This window comes from Serinicoccus hydrothermalis, assembly GCF_001685415.1.
GTDB classification, from domain to species: Bacteria; Actinomycetota; Actinomycetes; order Actinomycetales; family Dermatophilaceae; genus Ornithinicoccus; species Ornithinicoccus hydrothermalis.
Genome location: NZ_CP014989.1, coordinates 928722 through 949798, shown reverse-complemented (window position 1 = coordinate 949798; position 21077 = coordinate 928722). Strand labels below are relative to the sequence as shown.

The 21077-nt window shown below is 72.0% G+C and carries 13 protein-coding genes; 10 read left to right on the top strand and 3 right to left on the bottom strand.

Annotated elements, in window-relative coordinates; all coding sequences use genetic code 11:
• The first annotated feature begins 103 nt into the window (after nucleotides 1–103).
• From SGUI_RS17940 to SGUI_RS04425, 4 genes are all read left to right on the top strand, one after another.
• Entirely contained in the window at nucleotides 104–1114 is a 1011-nt protein-coding gene (locus tag SGUI_RS17940) for a DivIVA domain-containing protein (RefSeq protein ID WP_066636795.1), read from the top strand.
• A 173-nt stretch (nucleotides 1115–1287) separates the two neighbouring features.
• A complete protein-coding gene (locus SGUI_RS04435) occupies nucleotides 1288–1749 on the top strand; it encodes a TraR/DksA family transcriptional regulator (RefSeq protein ID WP_066636793.1) in 462 nt (153 codons plus the stop codon).
• Nucleotides 1750–1775: 26 nt separating this feature from the next.
• Nucleotides 1776–2312, top strand: a complete 537-nt coding sequence (gene lspA, locus SGUI_RS04430) for a signal peptidase II (RefSeq protein WP_066636790.1) — start codon at nucleotides 1776–1778, stop codon at nucleotides 2310–2312.
• Nucleotides 2309–3238, top strand: coding sequence for an RluA family pseudouridine synthase (locus SGUI_RS04425; protein WP_066636787.1), 930 nt, complete (start codon nucleotides 2309–2311; stop codon nucleotides 3236–3238). The genes lspA and SGUI_RS04425 overlap by 4 nt, the downstream gene beginning before the upstream one ends.
• A gap of 110 nt (nucleotides 3239–3348) precedes the next feature.
• Here SGUI_RS04425 and SGUI_RS04420 read toward each other — a convergent pair whose 3' ends face one another.
• Entirely contained in the window at nucleotides 3349–6384 is a 3036-nt protein-coding gene (locus SGUI_RS04420) for a M14 family zinc carboxypeptidase (RefSeq protein ID WP_083190491.1), read from the bottom strand.
• A 302-nt stretch (nucleotides 6385–6686) separates the two neighbouring features.
• Here SGUI_RS04420 and dnaE point away from each other — a divergent pair, with 302 nt between their 5' ends.
• Nucleotides 6687–10799 (top strand): DNA polymerase III subunit alpha, encoded by a 4113-nt coding sequence (dnaE, locus tag SGUI_RS04410; protein WP_066636777.1) that lies wholly within the window; start codon nucleotides 6687–6689, stop codon nucleotides 10797–10799.
• Between the two features lie 10 nt (nucleotides 10800–10809).
• Here dnaE and SGUI_RS04405 read toward each other — a convergent pair whose 3' ends face one another.
• Entirely contained in the window at nucleotides 10810–13068 is a 2259-nt protein-coding gene (locus SGUI_RS04405) for a hypothetical protein (RefSeq protein ID WP_066636775.1), read from the bottom strand.
• Nucleotides 13069–13142: 74 nt separating this feature from the next.
• Between SGUI_RS04405 and SGUI_RS04400 the strand changes: the two genes are divergently transcribed.
• Nucleotides 13143–15290 carry a S9 family peptidase gene (locus SGUI_RS04400; protein WP_066642747.1) on the top strand — a complete coding sequence of 716 codons (2148 nt, stop codon included), beginning with the start codon at nucleotides 13143–13145 and terminating at the stop codon, nucleotides 15288–15290.
• Here SGUI_RS04400 and SGUI_RS04395 read toward each other — a convergent pair.
• The gene (locus SGUI_RS04395; RefSeq protein WP_157621736.1) at nucleotides 15280–16116 is read right to left on the bottom strand and encodes a hypothetical protein; all 837 of its coding nucleotides are present in this window, start codon (nucleotides 16114–16116) and stop codon (nucleotides 15280–15282) included. The genes SGUI_RS04400 and SGUI_RS04395 overlap by 11 nt on opposite strands.
• A gap of 181 nt (nucleotides 16117–16297) precedes the next feature.
• Here SGUI_RS04395 and SGUI_RS04390 point away from each other — a divergent pair, with 181 nt between their 5' ends.
• The 4 genes from SGUI_RS04390 to SGUI_RS04375 all read left to right on the top strand — a co-directional run bounded on the left by SGUI_RS04390 (nucleotide 16298) and on the right by SGUI_RS04375 (nucleotide 21073).
• Nucleotides 16298–17857, top strand: a complete 1560-nt coding sequence (locus SGUI_RS04390) for an aldehyde dehydrogenase family protein (RefSeq protein ID WP_066636770.1) — start codon at nucleotides 16298–16300, stop codon at nucleotides 17855–17857.
• 88 nt (nucleotides 17858–17945) lie between these two features.
• Nucleotides 17946–19307 carry an aminotransferase class III-fold pyridoxal phosphate-dependent enzyme gene (locus tag SGUI_RS04385; protein WP_083190490.1) on the top strand — a complete coding sequence of 454 codons (1362 nt, stop codon included), beginning with the start codon at nucleotides 17946–17948 and terminating at the stop codon, nucleotides 19305–19307.
• An 8-nt stretch (nucleotides 19308–19315) separates the two neighbouring features.
• On the top strand, nucleotides 19316–20656 hold the full coding sequence (locus tag SGUI_RS04380) for an aminotransferase family protein (RefSeq protein ID WP_066636767.1): 1341 nt from the start codon (nucleotides 19316–19318) through the stop codon (nucleotides 20654–20656).
• A gap of 9 nt (nucleotides 20657–20665) precedes the next feature.
• The gene (locus SGUI_RS04375; protein ID WP_066636763.1) at nucleotides 20666–21073 is read left to right on the top strand and encodes an HIT family protein; all 408 of its coding nucleotides are present in this window, start codon (nucleotides 20666–20668) and stop codon (nucleotides 21071–21073) included.
• The last annotated feature ends 4 nt before the right edge of the window (nucleotides 21074–21077 follow it).

The window sequence follows — 21077 nt, the reverse complement described above, 5'->3', positions numbered from 1 at the left end:
GTGCGTTAGAGTTCACGCTGGACAAGGTGCATACCAGCACGTCACCGCCGGGCCCGGCACCGAGCCGGGGAGGCGGCCGTTCCCTGCACACGTGAGGTGAAACATGGCGCTGTCCCCCGAGGACGTCATCAAGAAGAGCTTCAGCGCGACGCACCTGCGTCGCGGCTACGACGAGACCCAGGTCGACGACTTCCTCGACGAGGTCGTGGTCGAGCTGCGGCGGCTCGTCACCGAGAACGACGGCCTGCGCACCGACCTCGAGGACTGCCGCGCCGGCGGAGGCTCGATGCGCTCCGTGGAGAGCCGGCCCGAGGGCGAGGCGGAGCAGGACGCGGGGGCACCGAAGGGAACCGACGCCGTCGCGACTGACGCGGGGGCGGCCGACGCGGACGTGGAGTCGCTGCGTCGTCAGCTCGAGGAGTGCCGGCAGGCCCGGGTGGCCGCCGAGGAGAGCCTCGCCGCGGCGCAGGAGCAGGTGGCGAGCGCCGAGCGCGAGCGCGACGAGCTGCGCGCCTCGCGGAACCAGGACATGGACACGGTGGCAGCGGTGCAGGGCGGCGCCAGTGAGCAGAAGATCGGCGACGGGGAGGACCCCAGCTCGATCATCTCCCTGGCCCAGCGCCTGCACGACCAGCACGTCGCCGAGGGCGAGAGCACCAAGGCGCGGCTGATCGAGGAGGGCGACGGCTACCGGGCGAGCGCCGTGGCCGAGGCCGACGAGCGCAGCGCCGAGCTGCAGCGCACCGGGCAGGAGACCCACGACCGGCTGCTCCAGGAGGGCCAGACCCAGCACGACGAGCTGGTCCGGACAGGTCAGGAGACCCACGACCGGCTGGTCGAGGAGGGCCAGACCCAGCACGACGAGCTGGTCCGGACAGGTCAGGAGACCCACGACCGGCTCGTCGGCGAGGGTGAGACGAGCCGCGACCAGATGGTCAGCGAGGCCGAGGGCCGACGCGCGAGCGTGCTGGAGGACCTGCACGGCCAGGAGGCCGCTCTCGGCTCGACCATCAGCAACCTGCAGGGTCAGGAGCGCGACCTGCGGCAGCGGCTGCGCACCTTCCTCGCCGACCAGATGGAGCGGGTGGACGCCACCGGGCCCACCTCCTCCTGAGCACGACCCCGAGATCTCCCCGCAGCGCCCCGGCCGACATCCTCGCCGGGGCGCTGCGGCATACCCGGGGGAGGGGGGTGTCGCCCTGCGTTGTCAACGTCTGAGCGCTGATCTATTCTGCCGCCACCATCGCTCGTCCCCAGGACGGGCCAGCTGCGAACGAAGGGCGAGGCGTGGCCACGACCGCGAAGAAGGGGGGCTCCGGGACCGCGACGCGCCCGGGGCGGGGCAAGGGTGAGCACCGAGCCCTGAGCGTGCGCGAGGGCGAGAGCCCGTGGAGCGCCGCCGAGGTGGAGGAGCTGCGCGAGGAGCTCGAGGGCGAGATCGCGCGCCTGCGCGCCGAGGTCGAGGAGGCCGAGCAGGAGCTCTTCGAACGCGGCCGGGCCTACGGTGACGGCGCCGGTGACGACCAGGCCGACGCAGGGTCGGCGACCTGGGAGCGGGAGCACGAGATGTCGGTCACCAACAACGCCCGCGACCTCATCGACCAGAACAGCCACGCGCTGGACCGCATCGCGGACGGCAGCTACGGCGACTGCGAGTCGTGCGGGACGCCGATCGGCAAGATGCGGCTGCAGGCCTTCCCGCGTGCGACGCTATGCATGTCATGCAAGCAGAAGCAGGAACGCCGCTAACCTCCCGTCCACCCCGGCGCCCCCACGTGGTGCTGCTCGTCGCGCTGCTGTGGGCAGGCCTGGACCAGGCGACCAAGTTCTGGGCCGAGGCGAGCCTCACCCGCGGTGAGTCGGTGCCGCTGGTCGGAGAGCTGCTCCAGCTGCACCTGACCTACAACTCCGGCGCGGCCTTCTCGCTGGGCACGAGCTGGACCGGGGTCGTGACCACCATCGCCACCCTGGTGTCGGTCGGCATCGTCATCCAGGCCTTCCGGACCCGGAGCCTGGGCTGGGCGCTCACGCTCGGGCTCCTGCTCGGCGGCGCCGTCGGCAACCTCATCGACCGCTACCTCCGCCCACCCTCGGTCGGGCTGGGGCACGTCGTCGACTTCCTGGCGCTGCCCAACTTCCCGGTCTTCAACGTCGCGGACATGGGGGTCACCACCGCGGCGTGCCTCATCGTGCTGCTCTCCCTGCGCGGCTTCCACCCGGACGGGACGCGCGAGGGGCACGGCAGCCGCGAGGACGAGGGGGCCGGCGCCGGCGCGGAGTCGACGCAGCACGAGGACGAGAGCGCCCGGTGAGCGAGTCGCGGGTCTTCACCGTCCCCGACGGCCTCGAGGGCGAGCGCGTCGACGCGGCGCTGCCGCGCTTGCTCGGGCTGTCCCGCTCCAAGGCCGCCACGCTGGCCGGCCAGGGGCTGGTGCAGGTGGACGGGCGGGTGGTCGGCAAGTCCGACCGGCTCACCGCCGGCGCCTTCCTCGAGGTGGAGCTGCCCGCGCCCGGCCCACCCGCCGGGCTCGAGGTAGTGGCCGAGCCGGTCGAGGGCATGCGGATCGTTCACGACGACAGCGACATCGTCGTCGTCGACAAGCCGGCCTTCGTCGCGGCCCACCCCAGCGTGGGCTGGACCGGGCCGACGGTGGTCGGCGGTCTGGCCGCCGCGGGCTACCGGATCTCGACCTCGGGCGCGCCGGAGCGGCAGGGCATCGTGCAACGTCTGGACGTGGGCACGAGCGGGCTCATGGTCGTGGCCAAGTCCGAACGGGCATACACCGTGCTCAAGCAGGCCTTCCGCGACCGGGTCGTCGAGAAGACCTACCACGCGCTGGTGCAGGGGCTGCCCGACCCGCACGAGGGGACGATCGACGCCCCCATCGGGCGGCACCCCGGCCACGACTACCGCTTCGCGGTGATGACCAGCGGCCGACCCAGCATCACCCACTACGAGCTGCTCGAGGCGCACCGGCGGGCGAGCCTGCTGCAGATCCACCTGGAGACCGGGCGCACCCACCAGATCAGGGTGCACTTCTCGGCGCTGCGGCACCCGTGCTGCGGCGACCTCACCTACGGCGCGGACCCGACGCTGGCCCGCGACCTCGGGCTGGATCGGCAGTGGTTGCACGCGGTGAAGCTCGGCTTCCTGCACCCGGGCAGCGGGGAGCAGGTCGAGTTCGAGTCGCCCTACCCCGAGGACCTGCAGGAAGCGCTGGACGTCGTCCGACCCTGAGGTCTCTGTGGGACCCGATGGTCACGGTCGAGGACCCGCACGGCGCAGGCACGCCGCAGGGCCGGGGAGGAGCTCCCCGGCCCTGCACGTGTTTCTCCGTCGGACGACGGTCAGCGGCCCCCGAGGATGTTCTCGAGGGTCTCGACGACCGTCTCGGTGAGGGCGCCGTCGCCACCGAGCACGTAGGCGTGCTCGGTCTCCTCGTTGCCCACGAGCCAGGTCGTGGTCGCTCCGGGCAGCGCGTCCGTCTCGCTGAGCAGGATCAGCTGACCCAGGGTGCCGCCCGGCAGGGCGTCCACCATGTTGGCCTGGATGCCGGAGGCGATGGACACCGAGCTGCTGTCCATCCCCTCGGCGACGAAGTGGTCGGCGACCGCGACGGCGGTCTCCCACCGGCCGGTGCCGGAGACCCGCAGCGGGTCGGGCAGCTCGTCCAGGACCTCGTTGCCGACCGCCCCGTCTCCACCGACGACCAGCGAGGAGTCGTAGTCCTCGAGGGCGCCTGCGGTGACGGCGGGCACGCCGTCCTGCCGGACCAGGAGCACCGGGGTGCCGGTGGCGGCAGCCGGGCCGGACACCGCGAGGGCGTCGACCAGGTTGTCCTGGAGGCCCGAGGTCACGATGACCTCGTCGGTGTCGGCGCCCAGCTGCTCGGCGACCGCGACGGCGGTGCCGTACCGGTTCGTCCCGGAGACCCGCTCGACCTCGATGTCCATGGCCTCGACCGCTTCGACGACCTCCTCGCCGACGGCACCGTCACCGCCGACGACGACGACCTCGGTGACACCGCGGTCGGTGAGGTCCTGCGCCGTGGCGCCGGAGAGCTCGTCGGTGTCGGTCAGCAGGACCGGAGCCTCGAGAGCGGTCCCGAGGGGTGCAGCGACCAGGCCGTCGACCATGCTGGCGTCCGGGCCGCCGACCAGCACCGCGGTGGTGCTGTCCGGGTAGGCCTCCTGGCCGATGGCCACCGCCGTCTCGTAGCGGGTCTCGCCCGAGAGCCGGGTGACGTCCTCCCTGTCCTCGCGTGCGTCGTCCGCGGCGATACGGACGAGCTCGACCAGCCCGGCCGCATACTCCTGCGACTCGGGGTGAGCCTCCTCGAACGGCGGCTGGAAGCCGACGCCCTCCCAGCGCTCCAGCTCCGGGTTCCACAGGTCGTTGCCGACCTCGAAGTTGTAGGCCACGATGTCGTGCTCGTAGTACATGTGGTCGGCAGAGTTGCCGCCGGCGCTGTAGAGGACGTCGATGACCGGGCCGGTGTTGGCCGGCCAGGTCACGGTGCCGCGGTGCTGGCTGATCGCCTCGATGATCCGCTGGGAGGCGTCGAAGAACTCCTGCAGGTCCTCCGCCGGGGGGAACGGCAGCGGCTCGCGGCCGGGCACCTTGTAGGAGCCCGGGCTCCACATGAAGTAGCCGCCGTAGCTGTGCACGTTCATCGAGTGGGTGATGTTGTCGTAGTTCTCCCCGATCCAGGCGGTGTTCAGCGCCTCGGGCTCGGAGAGCTCCTCGGGGCCTGCGTAGGTGCCCGAGAGGCAGTTCAGCGAGCCGCCGACATACCCGTCGTGGACGGAGCCGACCGTGAAGTTGCGGTTGAGGTCGACACCCCACTGGTCCTGACGCCGCGGGTCGCGGGCGGCACCCTCGCAGTGGTTGCTGAGGTTCTTGCGCTGGAAGTTGTAGTCGTAGAAGGAGTAGTTCGCCCCGTCCGGGTTGACCACGGGCACCAGGAAGATCTCCACCTCCTCGAGCAGCTCGGCCGTCTCCTCGTCGGTGGCGGCATTGGCCAGCATCCGCTCGGCGAACTCCATCGTCGCCAGCGGGGTGACCCACTCGCGGGCGTGCTCCTGGCTGTAGGCCAGGACGCCCGGGCGAGACCCGTCGCGGTGCTCACCGATGCGCATCATCCGCATCGTCCGGCCCTCGGGGTTCAGGTGCGAGGCGTCCAGCCCGTCGTCCAAGGTGACGGACTCCACGACGGTCATCGTCGCCGCGCCGTCGGTCACTGCGTTGGCGCGGAAGGTCTCCTCGAACGTCTCGTTGATGTATGCGGCCACCTCGTCGACGGTGCTGGTGACCGCGCCCTCGGCGTCGGTGGCCAGGGAGAGGGTCAGCGTGCCGTCCTCGTAGACGCCGGTGAGCTCCTGGCCGGGCTCACCCGGGTCGGCGACGACGACCTCGGTGCCGTTCATCCCGTCGGTGCCGTAGGCGACCGACTCCACGGCCAGCGCGGCGGTGGCGGGGTCGCCGACCAACGCCATGGCCGGGCGGCGGTAGCCGAGCGACTCGTTCGGCAGCTCGACGACGTCGACCAGGTCCGGATACTGCGCGGCGAGCCGATCGATGCGCTCGTCGATCTCGCTCGGCGTCATGTACTGGTCGATGAAGTCCTGCTGGTAGCCCTCGGGCAGCTCCGGCACGTCGGCGCCGGGCCAGGGGGCGGGATCGGCGGTCGCGGTGCCGCCCTCCGACGAGGTGACCGTCAGGCTGACCGGGGCCGACGGCAGCGGCTCCGGTTGGTGGTAGTGGAACATGTACTGGCCGGCGTCGACGTACCGGAACAGCTGGAAGGTGCCGCTCTCACCGTCCTCGGTCTCCCACTCGACCTCGATCTGCACGTCCGGGTCGTCGGTGGCGGAGGTCGACACCTGCACCTGCAGGAACGTCTGGCCCCCGGACTCCCACCAGTAGGCGTGGTCGACGACCAGGACGTCCGCGAGCATGCGGCCCTCGTCGGTCGTCTGCATCGTCATCCCCGCCTGGTGCCGGCGCTCGGCCTGCGCCCGGCTGGCCTCGAAGTTCGCGGTGCCCTCCTTCTCGCGCTGGATCACCTGGAGGAGGGTGGCGCCGTCTGCCTGCAGCGCGGTCAGCTCTGCGCCGGTGAGGACGACGTCGGCCAGCACCTGCTCGCCGCGGACGTCGGGAGCGGAGGCGGGCACGCCGGCGAGGTCAGCACCGTCAGCGACGAGCTGCTCGAGCATCTGACGGTTCGGCAGCTGGAGACGGACCAGCGCCGTCTCCTCCGCCGCCAGCTCGGCGTCGACGGAGGCGGTGGGCGGGTCGGCGTCACCGGGCGCCGCGGCGGCGGTGACGGAGCCGGCGAGCACCAGTGCTGCTGACAAGGTGGTGGCGAGGGTTCTACGCGTCATTGCGCTCCTTGGGGGATGGCCGCCCGAAGGGAAAATCATATGAAGCCACGAATGTGCCGGGCGGAACTTTCATCCTCATCCGACGCAACTCCCGGGTCAAGAATTCTTTGGCAAAGATGAGGTAAATGTTCCCGAGCCACGGGTCCGCGGTGCCGTCGCGGGTGCCGCGCTCCGGCCTGCGAACGGTGGTGGTGGGGTCTTGGGTCGGCATGACGGTCTCCGTCGCAGGTCAACGAGGTGCCCTCCGCGCAGGGTGACGGGCGCTCCATGCCTGTCGGTCCGGGGCTCTAGGATCATCTGCGATGTCCTCCCCAGCCAGCCCCGCGCAGAACTTCGTCCACCTGCACAACCACACCGAGTACTCCATGCTCGACGGTGCGGCGCGGATCACCGACATGTTCGAGAAGGCCGCCGAGCTGGGGATGCCGGCGATCGCCACCACCGACCACGGCTTCATCTTCGGCGCCTACGAGTTCTGGAAGACCGCCCAGCGCTACGACGTCAAGCCGATCGTCGGGCTGGAGGCCTACGTCACCCCCGGCACGCACCGCACCGACAAGACGCGGGTGAAGTACGGCGACGGCGGCAGGGACGACGTCTCTGGCGGCGGGGCATACACCCACATGACGCTGCTGGCGCGCAACAACAACGGCATGCACAACCTCTTCCGGATGGCCTCGCTGGCCTCGATGGAGGGCTACTACTTCAAGCCGCGGATGGACCGTGAGCTGCTGGAGACCTACGGCCAGGGGCTCATCGCCACGACCGGGTGTCCGTCGGGGGAGATCCAGACCCGGCTGCGCCTCGGGCAGTGGGACAAGGCGGTGCAGTACGCCTCGGACATGAAGGACATCTTCGGGGCGGACAACTACTTCCTCGAGCTCATGGACCACGGCATCCAGATCGAGCGGGTGGTGCGCCAGGACCTGCTCCGGCTGGCCAAGGAGCTCTCGCTGCCGCTGCTGGCGACCAACGACCTGCACTACACCCACCAGGAGGACGCCAAGGCGCACTCCGCGCTGCTGTGCGTGCAGTCCGGCTCGACGATGCAGGACCCGAACCGGTTCCAGTTCAACGGCGACGGCTACTACCTCAAGTCCGCCGCGGAGATGCGCGAGGTATGGCGCGAGCTGCCCGAGGCCTGCGACAACACCCTCCTCGTCGCCGACCGCTGCGACATCTCCTTCACCGAGGGCGAGGGGCGCTACATGCCCCGCTTCCCGGTGCCCGAGGGCGAGGACGAGACGAGCTGGTTCATCAAGGAGGTCGAGTCCGGGCTGCACAAGCGGTTCCCGGAGGGGGTCCCCGACTACGCCCGCAAGCAGGCGGAGTACGAGTCGGGCGTCATCATCGACAAGCAGTACCCGGGCTACTTCCTCGTCGTGGCCGACTTCATCAACTGGGCCAAGGACAACGGCATCAAGGTCGGCCCCGGGCGCGGGTCGGGCGCCGGGTCGATGTGCGCCTACGCCATGGGGATCACCGACCTCGACCCCATCCCGCACGGCCTCATCTTCGAGCGCTTCCTCAACCCCGAGCGCAAGTCGATGCCCGACTTCGACGTCGACTTCGACGACCGGCGCCGCTCCGAGGTCATCCGCTACGTCACCGAGAAGTACGGCGACGAGCGGGTCGCCATGATCGTCACCTACGGCACGATCAAGGCCAAGCAGGCGCTCAAGGACGCCTCCCGCGTCATGGGCTTCCCGTTCGCCATGGGGGAGAAGCTCACCAAGGCCATGCCGCCCACCGTCATGGGCAAGGACATCTCGCTGGCGGGGATCCAGGACCCGCAGGACAAGAGGTATGCCGAGGCCGGCGAGTTCCGCGAGATGCTCGCCGACGACGAGCACGCGGCCGAGGTCTTCGACACGGCGACCGGGCTCGAGGGGCTGAAGCGCCAGTGGGGCGTGCACGCGGCCGGCGTCATCATGTCCAGCGAGCCGCTCATCGACGTCATCCCGATCATGCGCCGCGACCAGGACGGGCAGATCATCACCCAGTTCGACTACCCGACGTGCGAGTCGCTGGGCCTGGTCAAGATGGACTTCCTCGGGCTGCGCAACCTCACGGTCCTGGACGACGCGATCCACAACATCAAGGACAACCGCGGCCAGGACATCGACCTGGACGCGCTGTCCAAGGACATGAGCGACCGCAAGACCTACGACCTGCTCGGACGCGGCGACACCCTCGGTGTCTTCCAGCTCGACGGCAACGGCATGCGCCAGCTGCTCCGGCTCATGCAGCCGGACACCTTCGAGGACATCTCCGCGGCGCTCGCGCTCTACCGCCCCGGCCCCATGGGCGTCAACGCGCACACCAACTTCGCCCTGCGCAAGAACGGCAAGCAGGAGAACACCCCGCTCGACCCCGAGCTCAAGGGCAAGCTGCAGCCGGAGATGGAGGCGGCCCTCGAGCCGATCCTCGGCAACACTTACGGTTTGTGCGTCGCGGGCGATACCCCGATCATCGATGCCGACACCGGGGAGAGCGTTCGTGTCGACGACCTGGAGCGCCGGGTGCGGGAGGGCTTCTTCACCTTCGGCGTGGACGAGCGCGGCAAGGTCGTGCGTCGACGCGTGACCCACTGGTGGCAGATGCCGGACAAGCCGGTCCTGACGGTGAGCACGGATCTGGGCGAGCGCCTCCGCCTGTCGGCCGACCACCCCGTGCTGACCGGGCGTGGCTGGGTCCAGGCCGGTGACCTCGTGGTGGGAGACGACCGGATCGCGTGGACTGACGACGAACGGGTCTGGGTCGGTCGTTCCGAGAGGGTCCTCGTCGGCGCCACGACCGGTCGTGAGTCTGGGCACTCCTCGCCGTCTGCGCCCGCTCCGGGTGGACGCGACGAACAGCTGGGCTGGACCAGGGTCACCGAGGTCTCGGTGGGCCCTGCGGAGCCGGTCTACGACATCACCGTCGACGACGTGCACAACTTCGTCTCCAGCGGGATGGTCCTCTCCAACTGCATCTACCAGGAGCAGGTCATGGAGATCGCGCAGAAGCTCGCGGGCTACACCCTGGGCAACGCCGACCTGCTCCGGCGCGCGATGGGCAAGAAGAAGAAGGAGGTGCTCGACGCCGAGTACATCCCCTTCTCCGACGGCATGAAGGCCAACGGCTACAACGAGGCCTCGGTCGCGGCGCTCTGGGGCGTCCTCGTGCCCTTCTCCGACTACGCCTTCAACAAGGCGCACACCGCGGCCTACGGCGTCATCTCCTACTGGACCGGCTACCTCAAGGCCAACTACCCGGCCGAGTACATGGCGGCCCTGCTCACCAGCGTCGGCGACGACAAGGACAAGACCGCGCTCTACCTCGCCGAGTGCCGGCGGCTGGGGATCCCGGTGCTGCCGCCGGACGTCAACGAGTCGATCGGCACCTTCGCCGCGGTCGAGGACGACATCCGCTTCGGCCTGCAGGCGATCCGCAACGTGGGCGCCAACGTGGTCCAGGCGATCGTCGCGACCCGGGAGGAGAAGGGCGCCTTCACCTCCTTCGAGGACTTCCTGCGCAAGTGCCCGGCGGTGGTCTGCAACAAGCGCACCATCGAGTCGCTGTGCAAGGCCGGCGCCTTCGACAGCCTCGGGCACACCCGCCAGGGCCTGGTCACCGTGCACGAGCGGTATGTCGAGGCGCTCGCGGACGAGAAGAAGCAGGAGGCCATCGGCCAGGACAGCCTCTTCTCCGGGCTCTCCTTCGGCGGCGGCGGCGACGACGCGGACGAGGGCGCCGGGATCCAGATCGTCACCCTGCCCCCGATCCCCGCGATCGAGTGGGACAAGACCGCGCGGCTGGCCTTCGAGCGGGAGATGCTCGGCCTCTACGTCTCCGACCACCCGCTCAACGGCATCGAGCACATCCTGTCCCAGCACGCGAGCGCCTCGATCCTGCAGCTCGTCGGGGAGGACGGCGCCAAGGACGGCGACTTCGTCACCGTCGCCGGGCTCATCACCAACCTGCAGCTCAAGCGCACCAAGAACGGCGACCCGTATGCCCGCGCCTCGGTCGAGGACATGGCCGGCTCGCTCGACGTGGTCTTCTGGCCCAAGACCTACATGACGATCTCGACGATGCTCGCCGAGGACACCGTCGTCGTGGTCAAGGGACGGCTGAAGAAGGACGACTCGACCGAGCTCATGGCCAACGAGATGACCCTGCCGGACATCAAGGCCGGTCCCCGCGGTCCCGTCGTGCTCAACCTGCCGCTGACCCGCGTCACGGACGGGCTGGCGCACCGCCTCAAGACGGTGCTGGCCGACCACCCTGGCGCCACCGACGTCCACGTCAAGCTCACCCAGCCCGGCCGGACCGTCCTGCTCAAGCTGGACGAGAGCCTGCGGGTCACCGCGACCCCCGAGCTCTTCGGCGACCTCAAGGCGCTGCTCGGCCCGGCCAGCGTCGGCAACTAGCCGACGACGCTCACGACGCGGCGCCGTCCTCGGCGTCCTGGCCGGGGACGGGCACGACGACCTGGGGAGAGGTCGCCCGCACCACGACCTCGGGACGGTCCAGGCAGCGCGCGGTGAGCAGCACCCGGTGCGGTCCCGGCCCGCCCGGCGCCCCGAAGGACACCTGGGAGTCCGTGGTGGTGGTTCCCGCCACCTCCTCCTTCCCGCGCACGAGGGTGAAGGTGTGCTCCAGCCGCCACCCGGCCCGCTCGGCGCCCACCCGTCGGGCGAGGAGCTCACCGCCGGAGAGCTCCAGGTGGCAGTAGATCCCCGGCTCGGTGCGCGGGTCGACCTCGAAGGTCTCCAGCCCCGCCGACGGGGCGCTCTCGGCATACCCCCGCAGGTCCCGGACCGATCCCGGCGGGCCGGTGCGCACCGGCGCCGGCGCGACCCGGCGCGCCCACGGCAGACCCCGCCCCGGGCTGACCCGCACCTCGAGCCCGGCCGGCGGGTCGGTCACCGGACCGTCGAGCGCGCGCAGGACCGAGGCGAGCCGGACCACGGTGGTGGCGGGGTTGAGCGCGTTGCGGCTCACCAGGTCGGCGAGGTCCGCGACGAGACCGGCTGGTGCCTGCTCCGGGGCCAGCTCGTGCAGCCGCCAGAGGTCGCGCACGGCGCGGGTCTGGGCGGCGGTCCGGATGTCGAAGCGCAGCGGCCCGCTGGTCCACCCGCGCCGGAAGTGGTTGTGGTCCTCGGCGTCGAAGTAGGAGGGCACGCGCTCGCGTCCGAACGGACCGCGCGGGGCCTGCGGCAGAGGGGAGGGTGCGCCGCCGCGACGCTCCCACACCTGCGCCGGCCAGCTGCCGGAGGCGAGGCGGTGCCGGTTGAGGTCCGGCCGCAGCCGCTCGATCACGTCGAAGGCGGCCAGTCCCAGGTCCCGCTCGGCGAAGGGCAGCAGCTGCGCCGCCCGCAGGAACTCCGGGGTCGCCAGCGGGTGCAGGGCCAGGCTGCGCCGGTGCGCCGAGTGCAGCACGTGGCCGAAGTGCGAGCGGTTGCGGTGCAGCCGGTAGTGCGCGTCGACCTGCTCACCGACCGGGGCGTCCGGCAGCAGGGAGAAGGCCTCGGCCACCGCCTCCTCGCCGGCCGCGCGGGCGGCGTCGGGCAGGGTGACGCCGCCGTGGACGACCAGACCGTGCAGACGGCGCAGGTCCGCCGGGAGGGACGCGGGCTGCTGCTCCATGACCGAGAAGGGCCGGCCGGTGCGGATCGCCCGGTATGCCGTCCGCATGAGCTCCCCGGCACCGCCGCGGACCGCGACGTAGGGCACCGTCGGCCAGCGCAGCTGCCGCTCCGCAGAGGCGGCCCACTGGCTGCCGGCGTAGAAGCTCTGGTGGTGGGCGATGCTCTCGGCGAAGGAGAGCATCCGGTCCTCGTAGTCGGGCTCGACGTACCACGGGCGCCCCGCGGCCGTCCGCAGCTCGTCGGAGACGACGAGGTCGCGCCACAGCTCCTTGCGTCCCGCCGCGTCGGCCCACCGGCTCGGGTCGGCGGCGACAAAGCTGGCGTGACCGAGCACGCCGGCGTGGTCCAGGAGGGAGAGCACCACCCGGCTGTCCTTGCCGCCGGAGGCGAAGACCCGCACGTCCGGCACCGCGTCGGCGACCTGCGTCAGCAGCCCCGCGGCGCGCTCGACGCCCGCGTCGAGCAGCTCGTCGTAGGAGCGGCCCTGCGGGTCCGTCGTCATCGGGCGCGGCACGGTGCCCACGCCCCGGTGGTCGACGACGAGCAGCTCGTCCGGGCGAAGGCAGCGGACCCCCTCGACGAGCGTGCGCCGCGACCACTGGTTGCGCAGCAGCACGTGATTGGAGGCGAGCGTGGTGTGGGCGACCGCCCAGTCCACCTCGAGCCGGTGGCCGTCGGCGCGCAGCCGGTCGACGACGGCGTCCAGAGTCGTCCCGAGGTAGACGTCCTGCCCGTCCTCCGCGGGCCGCACCACCCAGAAGAGGTGCCCGAAGCCGTGGAAGTCGCTCATCGCGACCCAGGTGCGCCCCGCGTCGTCACCGAGCAGACCCACCCACTCCCCGGTCGTGTCCAGCAGCTCCTCCAGCAGGTATGCCGTGGGCGCCGGTCCGTAGACCTCGCTCACCTCGGCCGGGCCCAGGAGCAGGCCCTCGACCTCCCGCAGCCGGACCTGGGCATACCGCGACCGGCGCAGCGACGGGGCGCCGCCCCGACCGGCTCCCCGGACCACCCAGGCGGCCCGGCGGTGACGGACGGGGCGCTCGATCATGGTGCGCCCAACCTAGCCGGTCGACCCCGGACCGTGGCGCGACCCCGGCAGCGAGGGGGGTTAGCGTGGGCCGGGTGACCGATGAGACCGCCCCGCCCCGCGCCGCCCGCGTCGACGTCGTCCGCTCCCACCACGGCGAGGACGTCACCGACCCCTACGAGTGGCTCCGGGACAAGACCGACCCGGACGTCATCACCCACCTGGAGGCGGAGAACGCCTACACCGAGGCGCGCACCGGCCACCTGGACGGCCTGCGGGAGCGGATCTTCACCGAGATCAAGGACCGGGTCCAGCAGACCGACCTCTCGGTCCCCGTGCGCCACCGGGACTGGTGGTACTACTCCCGCACCATCGAGGGTGAGCAGTACGCCGTCCACGGACGCGTCGCGGTGGGCGACTCGCCGCAGCGTCCCGAGCTCGACCCCGGCGCCGCCCCGGAGGGGGAGCAGGTGCTGCTCGACGGCAACGCCGAGGCGCAGGGCGAGGAGTTCTTCAGCCTCGGGGCCTTCGACGTCACCCCGGACGGCGGGCGCCTCGCGTATGCCGTCGACACGACCGGTGACGAGCGCTTCGACCTGCGGGTCAAGGACCTGGAGACCGGCGAGGTCCTCGACGAGGCGGTGACCGGGATCGGCTACGGCACCGCCTGGAGCGCCGACGGGCACCACCTCTTCTACACGCGCGTGGACGACGCCTGGCGCCCCTTCCAGATCTGGCGGCACGAGGTCGGGTCGCCGGCCGAGGCGGACGTGCTCGTGCACCAGGAGGACGACGAGCGCTTCTGGATGGGCGTCGGGAGCTCGCGCGACGACCGGCACGTCCTCATCTGGCTCGGCAGCAAGAACACCTCGGAGACCCGCATCCTCGACGCCGAGGAGCCCACCGGGTCCTTCCGGGTCGTGGCGCCCCGCGAGGAGGGCGTGGAGTACGACGTCGAGCCCGCGGGGGACCGGCTGTGGATCGTGCACAACCGCGACCACCGCGACTTCGCGCTGGCCGTGGCGCCGGTCTCCAGCACCTCGGCGCAGGACTGGTCCACCGTCGTCCCGGGCGAGGACGGGGTGCGGCTGGCCGGGGTGGAGGCCTTCGCCGGCCACCTCGTCCTGTCGCTGCGCCGCGAGGGTCTCACCCAGCTGCACGTGCTGCCGCTGTCCGGTGAGGGTCGCCCCGTGGGCGGCGGCTTCCAGGTGCCGGTGGACGAGCCCGTCTACACCATCGAGTCCGGCGCCAACCCGACCTACGAGACCGACACCCTCCAGGTGCTCGTCGAGTCGATGGTGACGCCCCGCAGCGTCTACGACCTCGACCTCGGCAGCGGCGCCCTCGAGCTGGTCAAGCGCCAGCCGGTGCTCGGCGGCTACGACCCGCAGGACTACCAGCAGCACCGGCTCTGGGCCACCGCGGACGACGGCACCAGGGTGCCGATCTCCCTCGTCGCCCGGCGCGACCTCGCGCCCGACGGCACCCACCCGGGGCTGCTCTACGGCTACGGCTCCTACGAGGTCTCGGCCGACCCGCACTTCTCGGTCTCCCGCCTCTCCTACCTCGACCGCGGGGTCGTGTATGCCGTCGCGCACGTCCGCGGCGGCGGCGAGATGGGCCGCGGCTGGTACGAGGAGGGCCGCATGGAGCACAAGACCAACACCTTCACCGACTTCGTGGCGTGCGCCGACCACCTGGTGCAGAGCGGCTGGGTGGCGCCGGACCGGCTGGCGGCCGAGGGCCGCTCGGCCGGTGGTCTGCTCATGGGGGCGATCCTCAACCTGGCGCCCGAGCGGTTCCGCGTCGTGCACGCGGGCGTGGCCTTCGTGGACGCGCTCACGACGATCCTCGACCCCTCGCTGCCGCTGACCGTCAGCGAGTGGGAGGAGTGGGGCAACCCCGTCGAGTCGGCCGAGATCTACGCGCTCATGCGCTCCTACACGCCCTACGAGAACATCCGCCCGGTCGACTACCCGGCGATCCTGGCCACCACCGGGCTCAACGACACCCGGGTCTTCTACGTCGAGCCCGCGAAGTGGGTGGCCCGGCTGCGCGAGACGGTGACCAGCGACCCGGGGGAGCGGCCGATCCTGCTCAAGACCGAGATGGTGGCCGGCCACGGCGGCCGGACCGGCCGTTACGACGCGTGGCGGGAGACCGCCTTCGAGATCGCCTTCGTGCTCGACCAGCTCGGCGCCACGCAGGTCGGCCCGGAGCAGCAGGCCCCGGTCACGAGCTGAGCTCGCAGGCGGGCGCCTCCTCGAGCTCGGCCACCGCCGCGTCGTAGGGCTCCATCGTCTCCGGGGCGGCGTCCACCATCGCCAGCCACTCCGCCTGGTATGCCTCGGGGTCGGCCTCGTCCTTGGACCGCATCTGCACGAGGTGGCCGCTCCACACCTCGTTGACCGCCGCACCGCGGTCACCGACGAGCGCCAGGGCGGCGCTGCGGTCGACGCAGGCCTGCAGCGCGCCCTCGTCGAGGTCGTCGGTCGCGGCGGCCGCGCCGGCGACGTCGAGGTCCGCGCACGACCCGGCGCTGTCCTCGTAGGCCGCCTGCGCGGCGGAGAAGCGCTCCTGGTCCTGCGGACCGGCCTCACGCGTCTCCGCCCACGGCCCGGCGGCCTCCTCCGGGGTGATCTCACCGCTCTCGATGAGCCCCATCTGGGTGTAGTGGGTCCGCCAGTGCTCGGCCGACTCCGCCGCGGCGGCCGCGCGCTCCGTGCCGGCCGACACCTCGCCCAGGCAGGCGGTGACCTCCTCGGGCATACCGGCGTCCTGCGCCTGCTCGGTCTGCGTGGCCGCGGGCTCCTCGGTGGTCTCCTCGGGCGCGTCGCCCGTGTCGGCCTCGGCCGACTCCTCGCCGTCAGGCCCGTCCATGGCCGAGGCGAGCGCCTCGGCGTCGTCCTGGGTCGCCGTCGTCTCCTGCGCGGTGTCGCCCGGCTCGTCGCCGAGGCCACGGGACACCCCGAACCAGATCACGGCCGCGGCCACGAGGACCGCCGCCAGGACGAGCCAGACGGTCCGGGCGCCTGCGCCCGCGGCTTCTGCGGATGAGTGTCTCCCCATGTCTCTGAGAGTCGCATGCCAGCCACGAAATGCTTAGCCGAAATCTTTACCCGTCTCACAGGGTCGAGAGCCCCGACCGGAGGATGTCCGGCAGATCGCAGGTTCCTCCGTCAATCGTCCTGCCGATCTGGCAAGATGGCGGATGAACTCGGCAATCTGCGAGATGTGAGGAGACGACGCCGTGTCCGAGCCCTACAAGGTGACCTACGCGACCCTGACCGCTGACAACGAAGACCTGCACACCGCCTACGAGGCGGGGGTCGACGTGGCGAAGAGCTGGCTGGGGGCCGAGATCTCGGCACCCGGTGATCCCGACCCGGGCGACCCGGTCGACGTCGTCAGCCCGGCCGACCCCTCCGTGCTCGTCGCGCGGGTCCGCGCCGCCTCGCCCGGTGCGGTCGAGGCCGCCGTGGAGGCCGCCCGCACCGCCGGGCGCGACTGGGCCGCCACCCCGTGGCAGGACCGGCTGCCGGTGCTGCGTGCCGTCGCCGACCTCATCAGCGAGCGGGCCAACGAGCTCGCCGCGCTCATGACGATCGAGGTCGGCAAGAACCGGCTCGAGGCGCTCGGTGACGTCGAGGAGGCCGCGGTCTTCTTCCGCTACTACTGCGACCAGGTCGAGAAGAACGGCGGCTTCGAGGCGAAGATGGAGCAGCTGTCCGACACCGAGACCACCCGCTCGGTGCTCCGCCCGCACGGGGTGTGGGGCGTCATCAGCCCCTTCAACTTCCCCATGGCGCTCGCGGCCGGGCCCGCCGCGGCCGCCCTCGTGGCCGGCAACTCGGTCGTCCTCAAGCCCTCCGTCCAGGGCACCCACGTCGCGTGGAAGCTCTACGAGACGATGCTCGAGGCAGGCCTGCCCGAGGGCCTCATGCAGATCCTGCCCGGTGGCGACGACGTCGGGAAGGCGCTCGTCGCCAACCCGGGGATCGACGGGCTGACCTTCACCGGGTCCTACACCGGCGGTCGGGCGGTCATGGACGCCTTCCGTGGCGACTACCCGCGTCCGGTCATCACCGAGATGGGCGGCAAGAACCCGACCATCGTCACCGCCTCGGCCGACCTCGACGCAGCGGCGAAGGGGATCACCCGCTCCATCGCCGGGGCCTCTGGCCAGAAGTGCTCGGCCTGCTCCCGGGTCTACGTCGACGCCGCGGTCCACGACGAGCTGGTCCAGACCCTGGGCAAGGCCGTCAGCGAGGTCGTCGTCGGCGACCCGCTGGAGCGCGCGACCTTCTGCGGCCCGGTCATCGACGCCGAGGCGGTCGAGCGCTTCCGCTCCGCGGTGGAGCACGCCCGCGAGGCCGGCGGCACGGTCGTCGCCGGCGGCGAGGTGCTCCAGGGAGCCGAGGGGCACCCGGGCTACTTCGTGCAGCCCACCCTCATCTCCGGCCTCCCCACCGACGACGAGCTCTTCAGCACCGAGCTCTTCGTGCCGCTGGCCGTCGTCGCGCCGGTCGACTCCCTGGACGAGGCGCTGGAGCGGGCCAACGACACCGTCTTCGGGCTCACCGCCGGCCTCTTCGCCGGCGAGCAGGACGAGATCGACCGCTTCCTCGCCCAGATCGAGGCCGGCGTCGTCTACGTCAACCGTCCGGCCGGCGCCACGACCGGCGCGTGGCCGGGCGTCCAGCCGTTCGGCGGCTGGAAGGGCTCGGGCAGCTCGGGCAAGGCCGGTGGCGGCCTGCACTACGTCCAGCTCTTCATGCGGGAGCAGTCGCAGACCGTCGTCACCGGCTGACCACCCGACCCCGACCTCGCCCCTCCCGACCGGACACCCCTGCGGTCCGGTCGGGAGGGGGCATACCAGCACCACCCAGGAGATCCCCATGACCGACACCGCCGTGGCCGCCCCCAGCACCGACTGGGCCGACCCCTCCCGCCCCGTCCCGGACCTGCGCACCGAGCTGCCGGGCCCGCGCACCCGTGAGGTCGTGGCGGGGGACCAGGCCGTGACCAGCCCCTCGCTGCCCCGCGCCTACCCCTTCGCCCCGCAACGCGCCCGGGGCTGCCGCATCGAGGACGTCGACGGCAACCTCTTCCTCGACTTCAACGCCGGCATCGCGGTGAACTCCACCGGGCACGCGCACCCGGAGGTCGTGCGGGCGGTCCAGGACCAGGCCGCCGACCTGCTGCACTACTCGGCCAGCGACTTCTTCCTGCCCGCCTACTCGCAGATGTGCCGGGCGCTCGCCGCGACCGCGCCCATGAGCGAGCCGGTGCGCGTCTTCCTCACCAACTCCGGCGCGGAGGCGGTCGAGGGGGCGCTCAAGCTGGCCCGCTACGCCACGAAGCGGCCCTACGTCATCAGCTTCTACGGCGCCTTCCACGGACGCACCATGGGCGCGGTCTCGCTGACCAGCTCCAAGCCGAAGTACCACCAGGGCTTCGGTCCGCTGCTGCCCGGCGTCATCCACGTCCCGTATGCCGACCCGGCCAAGGTCGCCGCCGGTCACGCCGAGGAGGACACCGCGACCTTCGACGCGCTGGAGACCATCTTCCGCCACGACGTGGCCCCCTCCGAGGTCGCCGCGATCTTCGTCGAGCCGATCCAGGGCGAGGGCGGCTACATCGTGCCCGGCGAGGGCTGGATGCGGCGGCTGCGCGAGCTGTGCGACGAGCACGGCATCCTGCTCGTCGCCGACGAGGTCCAGTGCGGGATGGGCCGCACCGGCACGATGTGGGCCATCGAGCAGACCGGTGTCGAGCCGGACATGCTGCTCTCGGCCAAGGGCATCGCCTCCGGCCTGCCGCTCGGGGCCTTCATGGCCCGGGCCTCGCTCATGGAGAGCTGGGGCGTCGGCACCCACGGGTCGACCTACGGCGGCAGCCCGGTGCCGTGCGCCGCGGGCCTGGCGACGCTGCGGGTCATCGAGTCCGAGGGCCTGCTGGCGCACGCCCGCGAGGTGGGCGACCGGATCCTGGCGGGGCTGCGCGAGATCCAGGCGCGGCACCCGGAGGCCGTCGTGGACGTCCGCGGTGTCGGGCTCATGATCGGTGTCGAGTTCGCCGACGGCGCGCTCTCCGGGGCGGTGCAGCAGGCGGCCTTCGAGCGCGGACTGCTCGTGCTCGAGGCGGGGGAGAGCGTCGTCCGGATGTCGCCGCCGCTGGTCGTCACCCTGGAGGAGGCCGAGATCGGGCTGCGTCTGTTCGGCGAGGCGGTCGCCGCGGCCGCCGACCGACGGGGCTGATCCCGGCCGTGGCCTCACCGCACGTCTTCTCCCGCGGCGGCGCGGAGCGGGTCCGCATCGACCACGGCCACGGGGCGCAGCTGGTCGACGTCGAGGGGCGCAGTTACCTCGACGCGGCCGGCGGCGCGGTCGTCGTGGGGATCGGCCACGGCCGCACCGAGGTGGTCGAGGCGGCGGCCGCGCAGGCCTCCCGGGTCGCCTACGTCCACGGGTCGTCCTTCTCCAGCGAGGTGCTCGAGGAGTATGCCGACACCCTCGCCCCGCTGCTGCCCCTGGACGACCCGCGCATCTACCCCGTCTCCGGAGGCAGCGAGGCGGTGGAGTCCGCGCTGAAGATGGCCCGGGCATACCACCTGGCGCGCGGGGAGGACCGCGACGTCGTCATCGGGCGCCAGGGCTCCTACCACGGCAACACCCGCGGGGCGCTGAGCGTCTCCGGACGGGCGGGGCTGCGCCGGCCCTACCTGCCGTGGCTCACGGGGTTCGCGCACACGAGCACGCCCTACGAGTACCGCTGCCCCTACCCGGACACCCATCCGGGCGGCTGCGCGCAGCGGCACGCCGAGGCGCTGGAGCAGCAGATCCAGGAGCTCGGTCCGGGGCGGGTGGCGGCCTTCATCGCCGAGCCGATCTCCGGCGCCGGCCTGGGCGCGTGCGTCCCCCCGGACGACTACTGGCCCGCGATCGCGGAGGTCTGCCGGCGCCACGGCGTCCTCGTCATCGCCGACGAGGTCATGACCGGCTTCGGCCGGACCGGCACGTGGTTCGCCAGCGAGCACTTCGGGCTGCGGCCGGACCTGCTCACGGCCGGCAAGGGCACCGCCTCGGGCTACTGGCCGCTCGGGCTCGCGGTCGTGAGCGGGCCGGTCCACGAGACGCTGCGCGAGGGTGGCTTCGTGCACGGCTTCACGTACTCCCACCACGTCGTGGGGGCCGCCACCGGGCTCGCGGTGCTGCGGGTGCTGGAGCGCGAGCGCCTGGTCGAGGCCTCCGCCCGGCAGGGCGAGCGGCTGCACGCCGCCCTGCGGCGCGAGCTGGAGGGCGTGCCCGGGATCGGCGACGTCCGTGGCCGCGGCCTGCTCCAGGGCGTCGAGCTGGTGGCCGACCCGGAGACCCGGGAGCCGTTCGAGCGCGAGGAGCGCGTCATCGAGCGGGTGCTGGAGGCGTGCCGGGAGCACGACGTGCTCGTCTACCCGGGCAACGGGTGCGCCGACGGCCGCCGCGGGGACCTGCTCCTGCTCGGTCCGCCCTTCGTCGTCACCGACGGCGAGGTGGACCGGATCGCGGCGGGGGTCGCGGCGGGCATACGCGACGTCCTCGGACAGGGCCCTGTCGGCGCCGCAGGCTAGCGTGGTGGCGTGAGCTGCCTGTTCTGCCGCATCGTCGCCGGCGAGGAGCCTGCCGACCTCGTGCTCGAGCGGGAGGACGTGGTCGGCTTCCTCGATGTGCGCCCCGTCTTCAAGGGGCACGTGCTGCTCGTCCCGCGGGAGCACGTCGACACCCTGACCGAGCTGCCGGACACCTTGGTGGAGCCGTTCTTCGGCACCGTCCGCGAGGTCGCCGCCGTCGTGCGCGACGAGCTGGGCGCGCAGGGCAGCTTCGTCGCGATGAACAACACCGTCAGCCAGTCCGTCCCCCACCTGCACGCGCACGTCGTCCCGCGGACCAAGGGCGACGGGCTCCGGGGCTTCTTCTGGCCCCGGGTGCGCTACGAGGAGGGCGAGGCCGCCGAGTATGCAGGGCGGCTGCGGGCGGCCCTGGGGTGAGGCC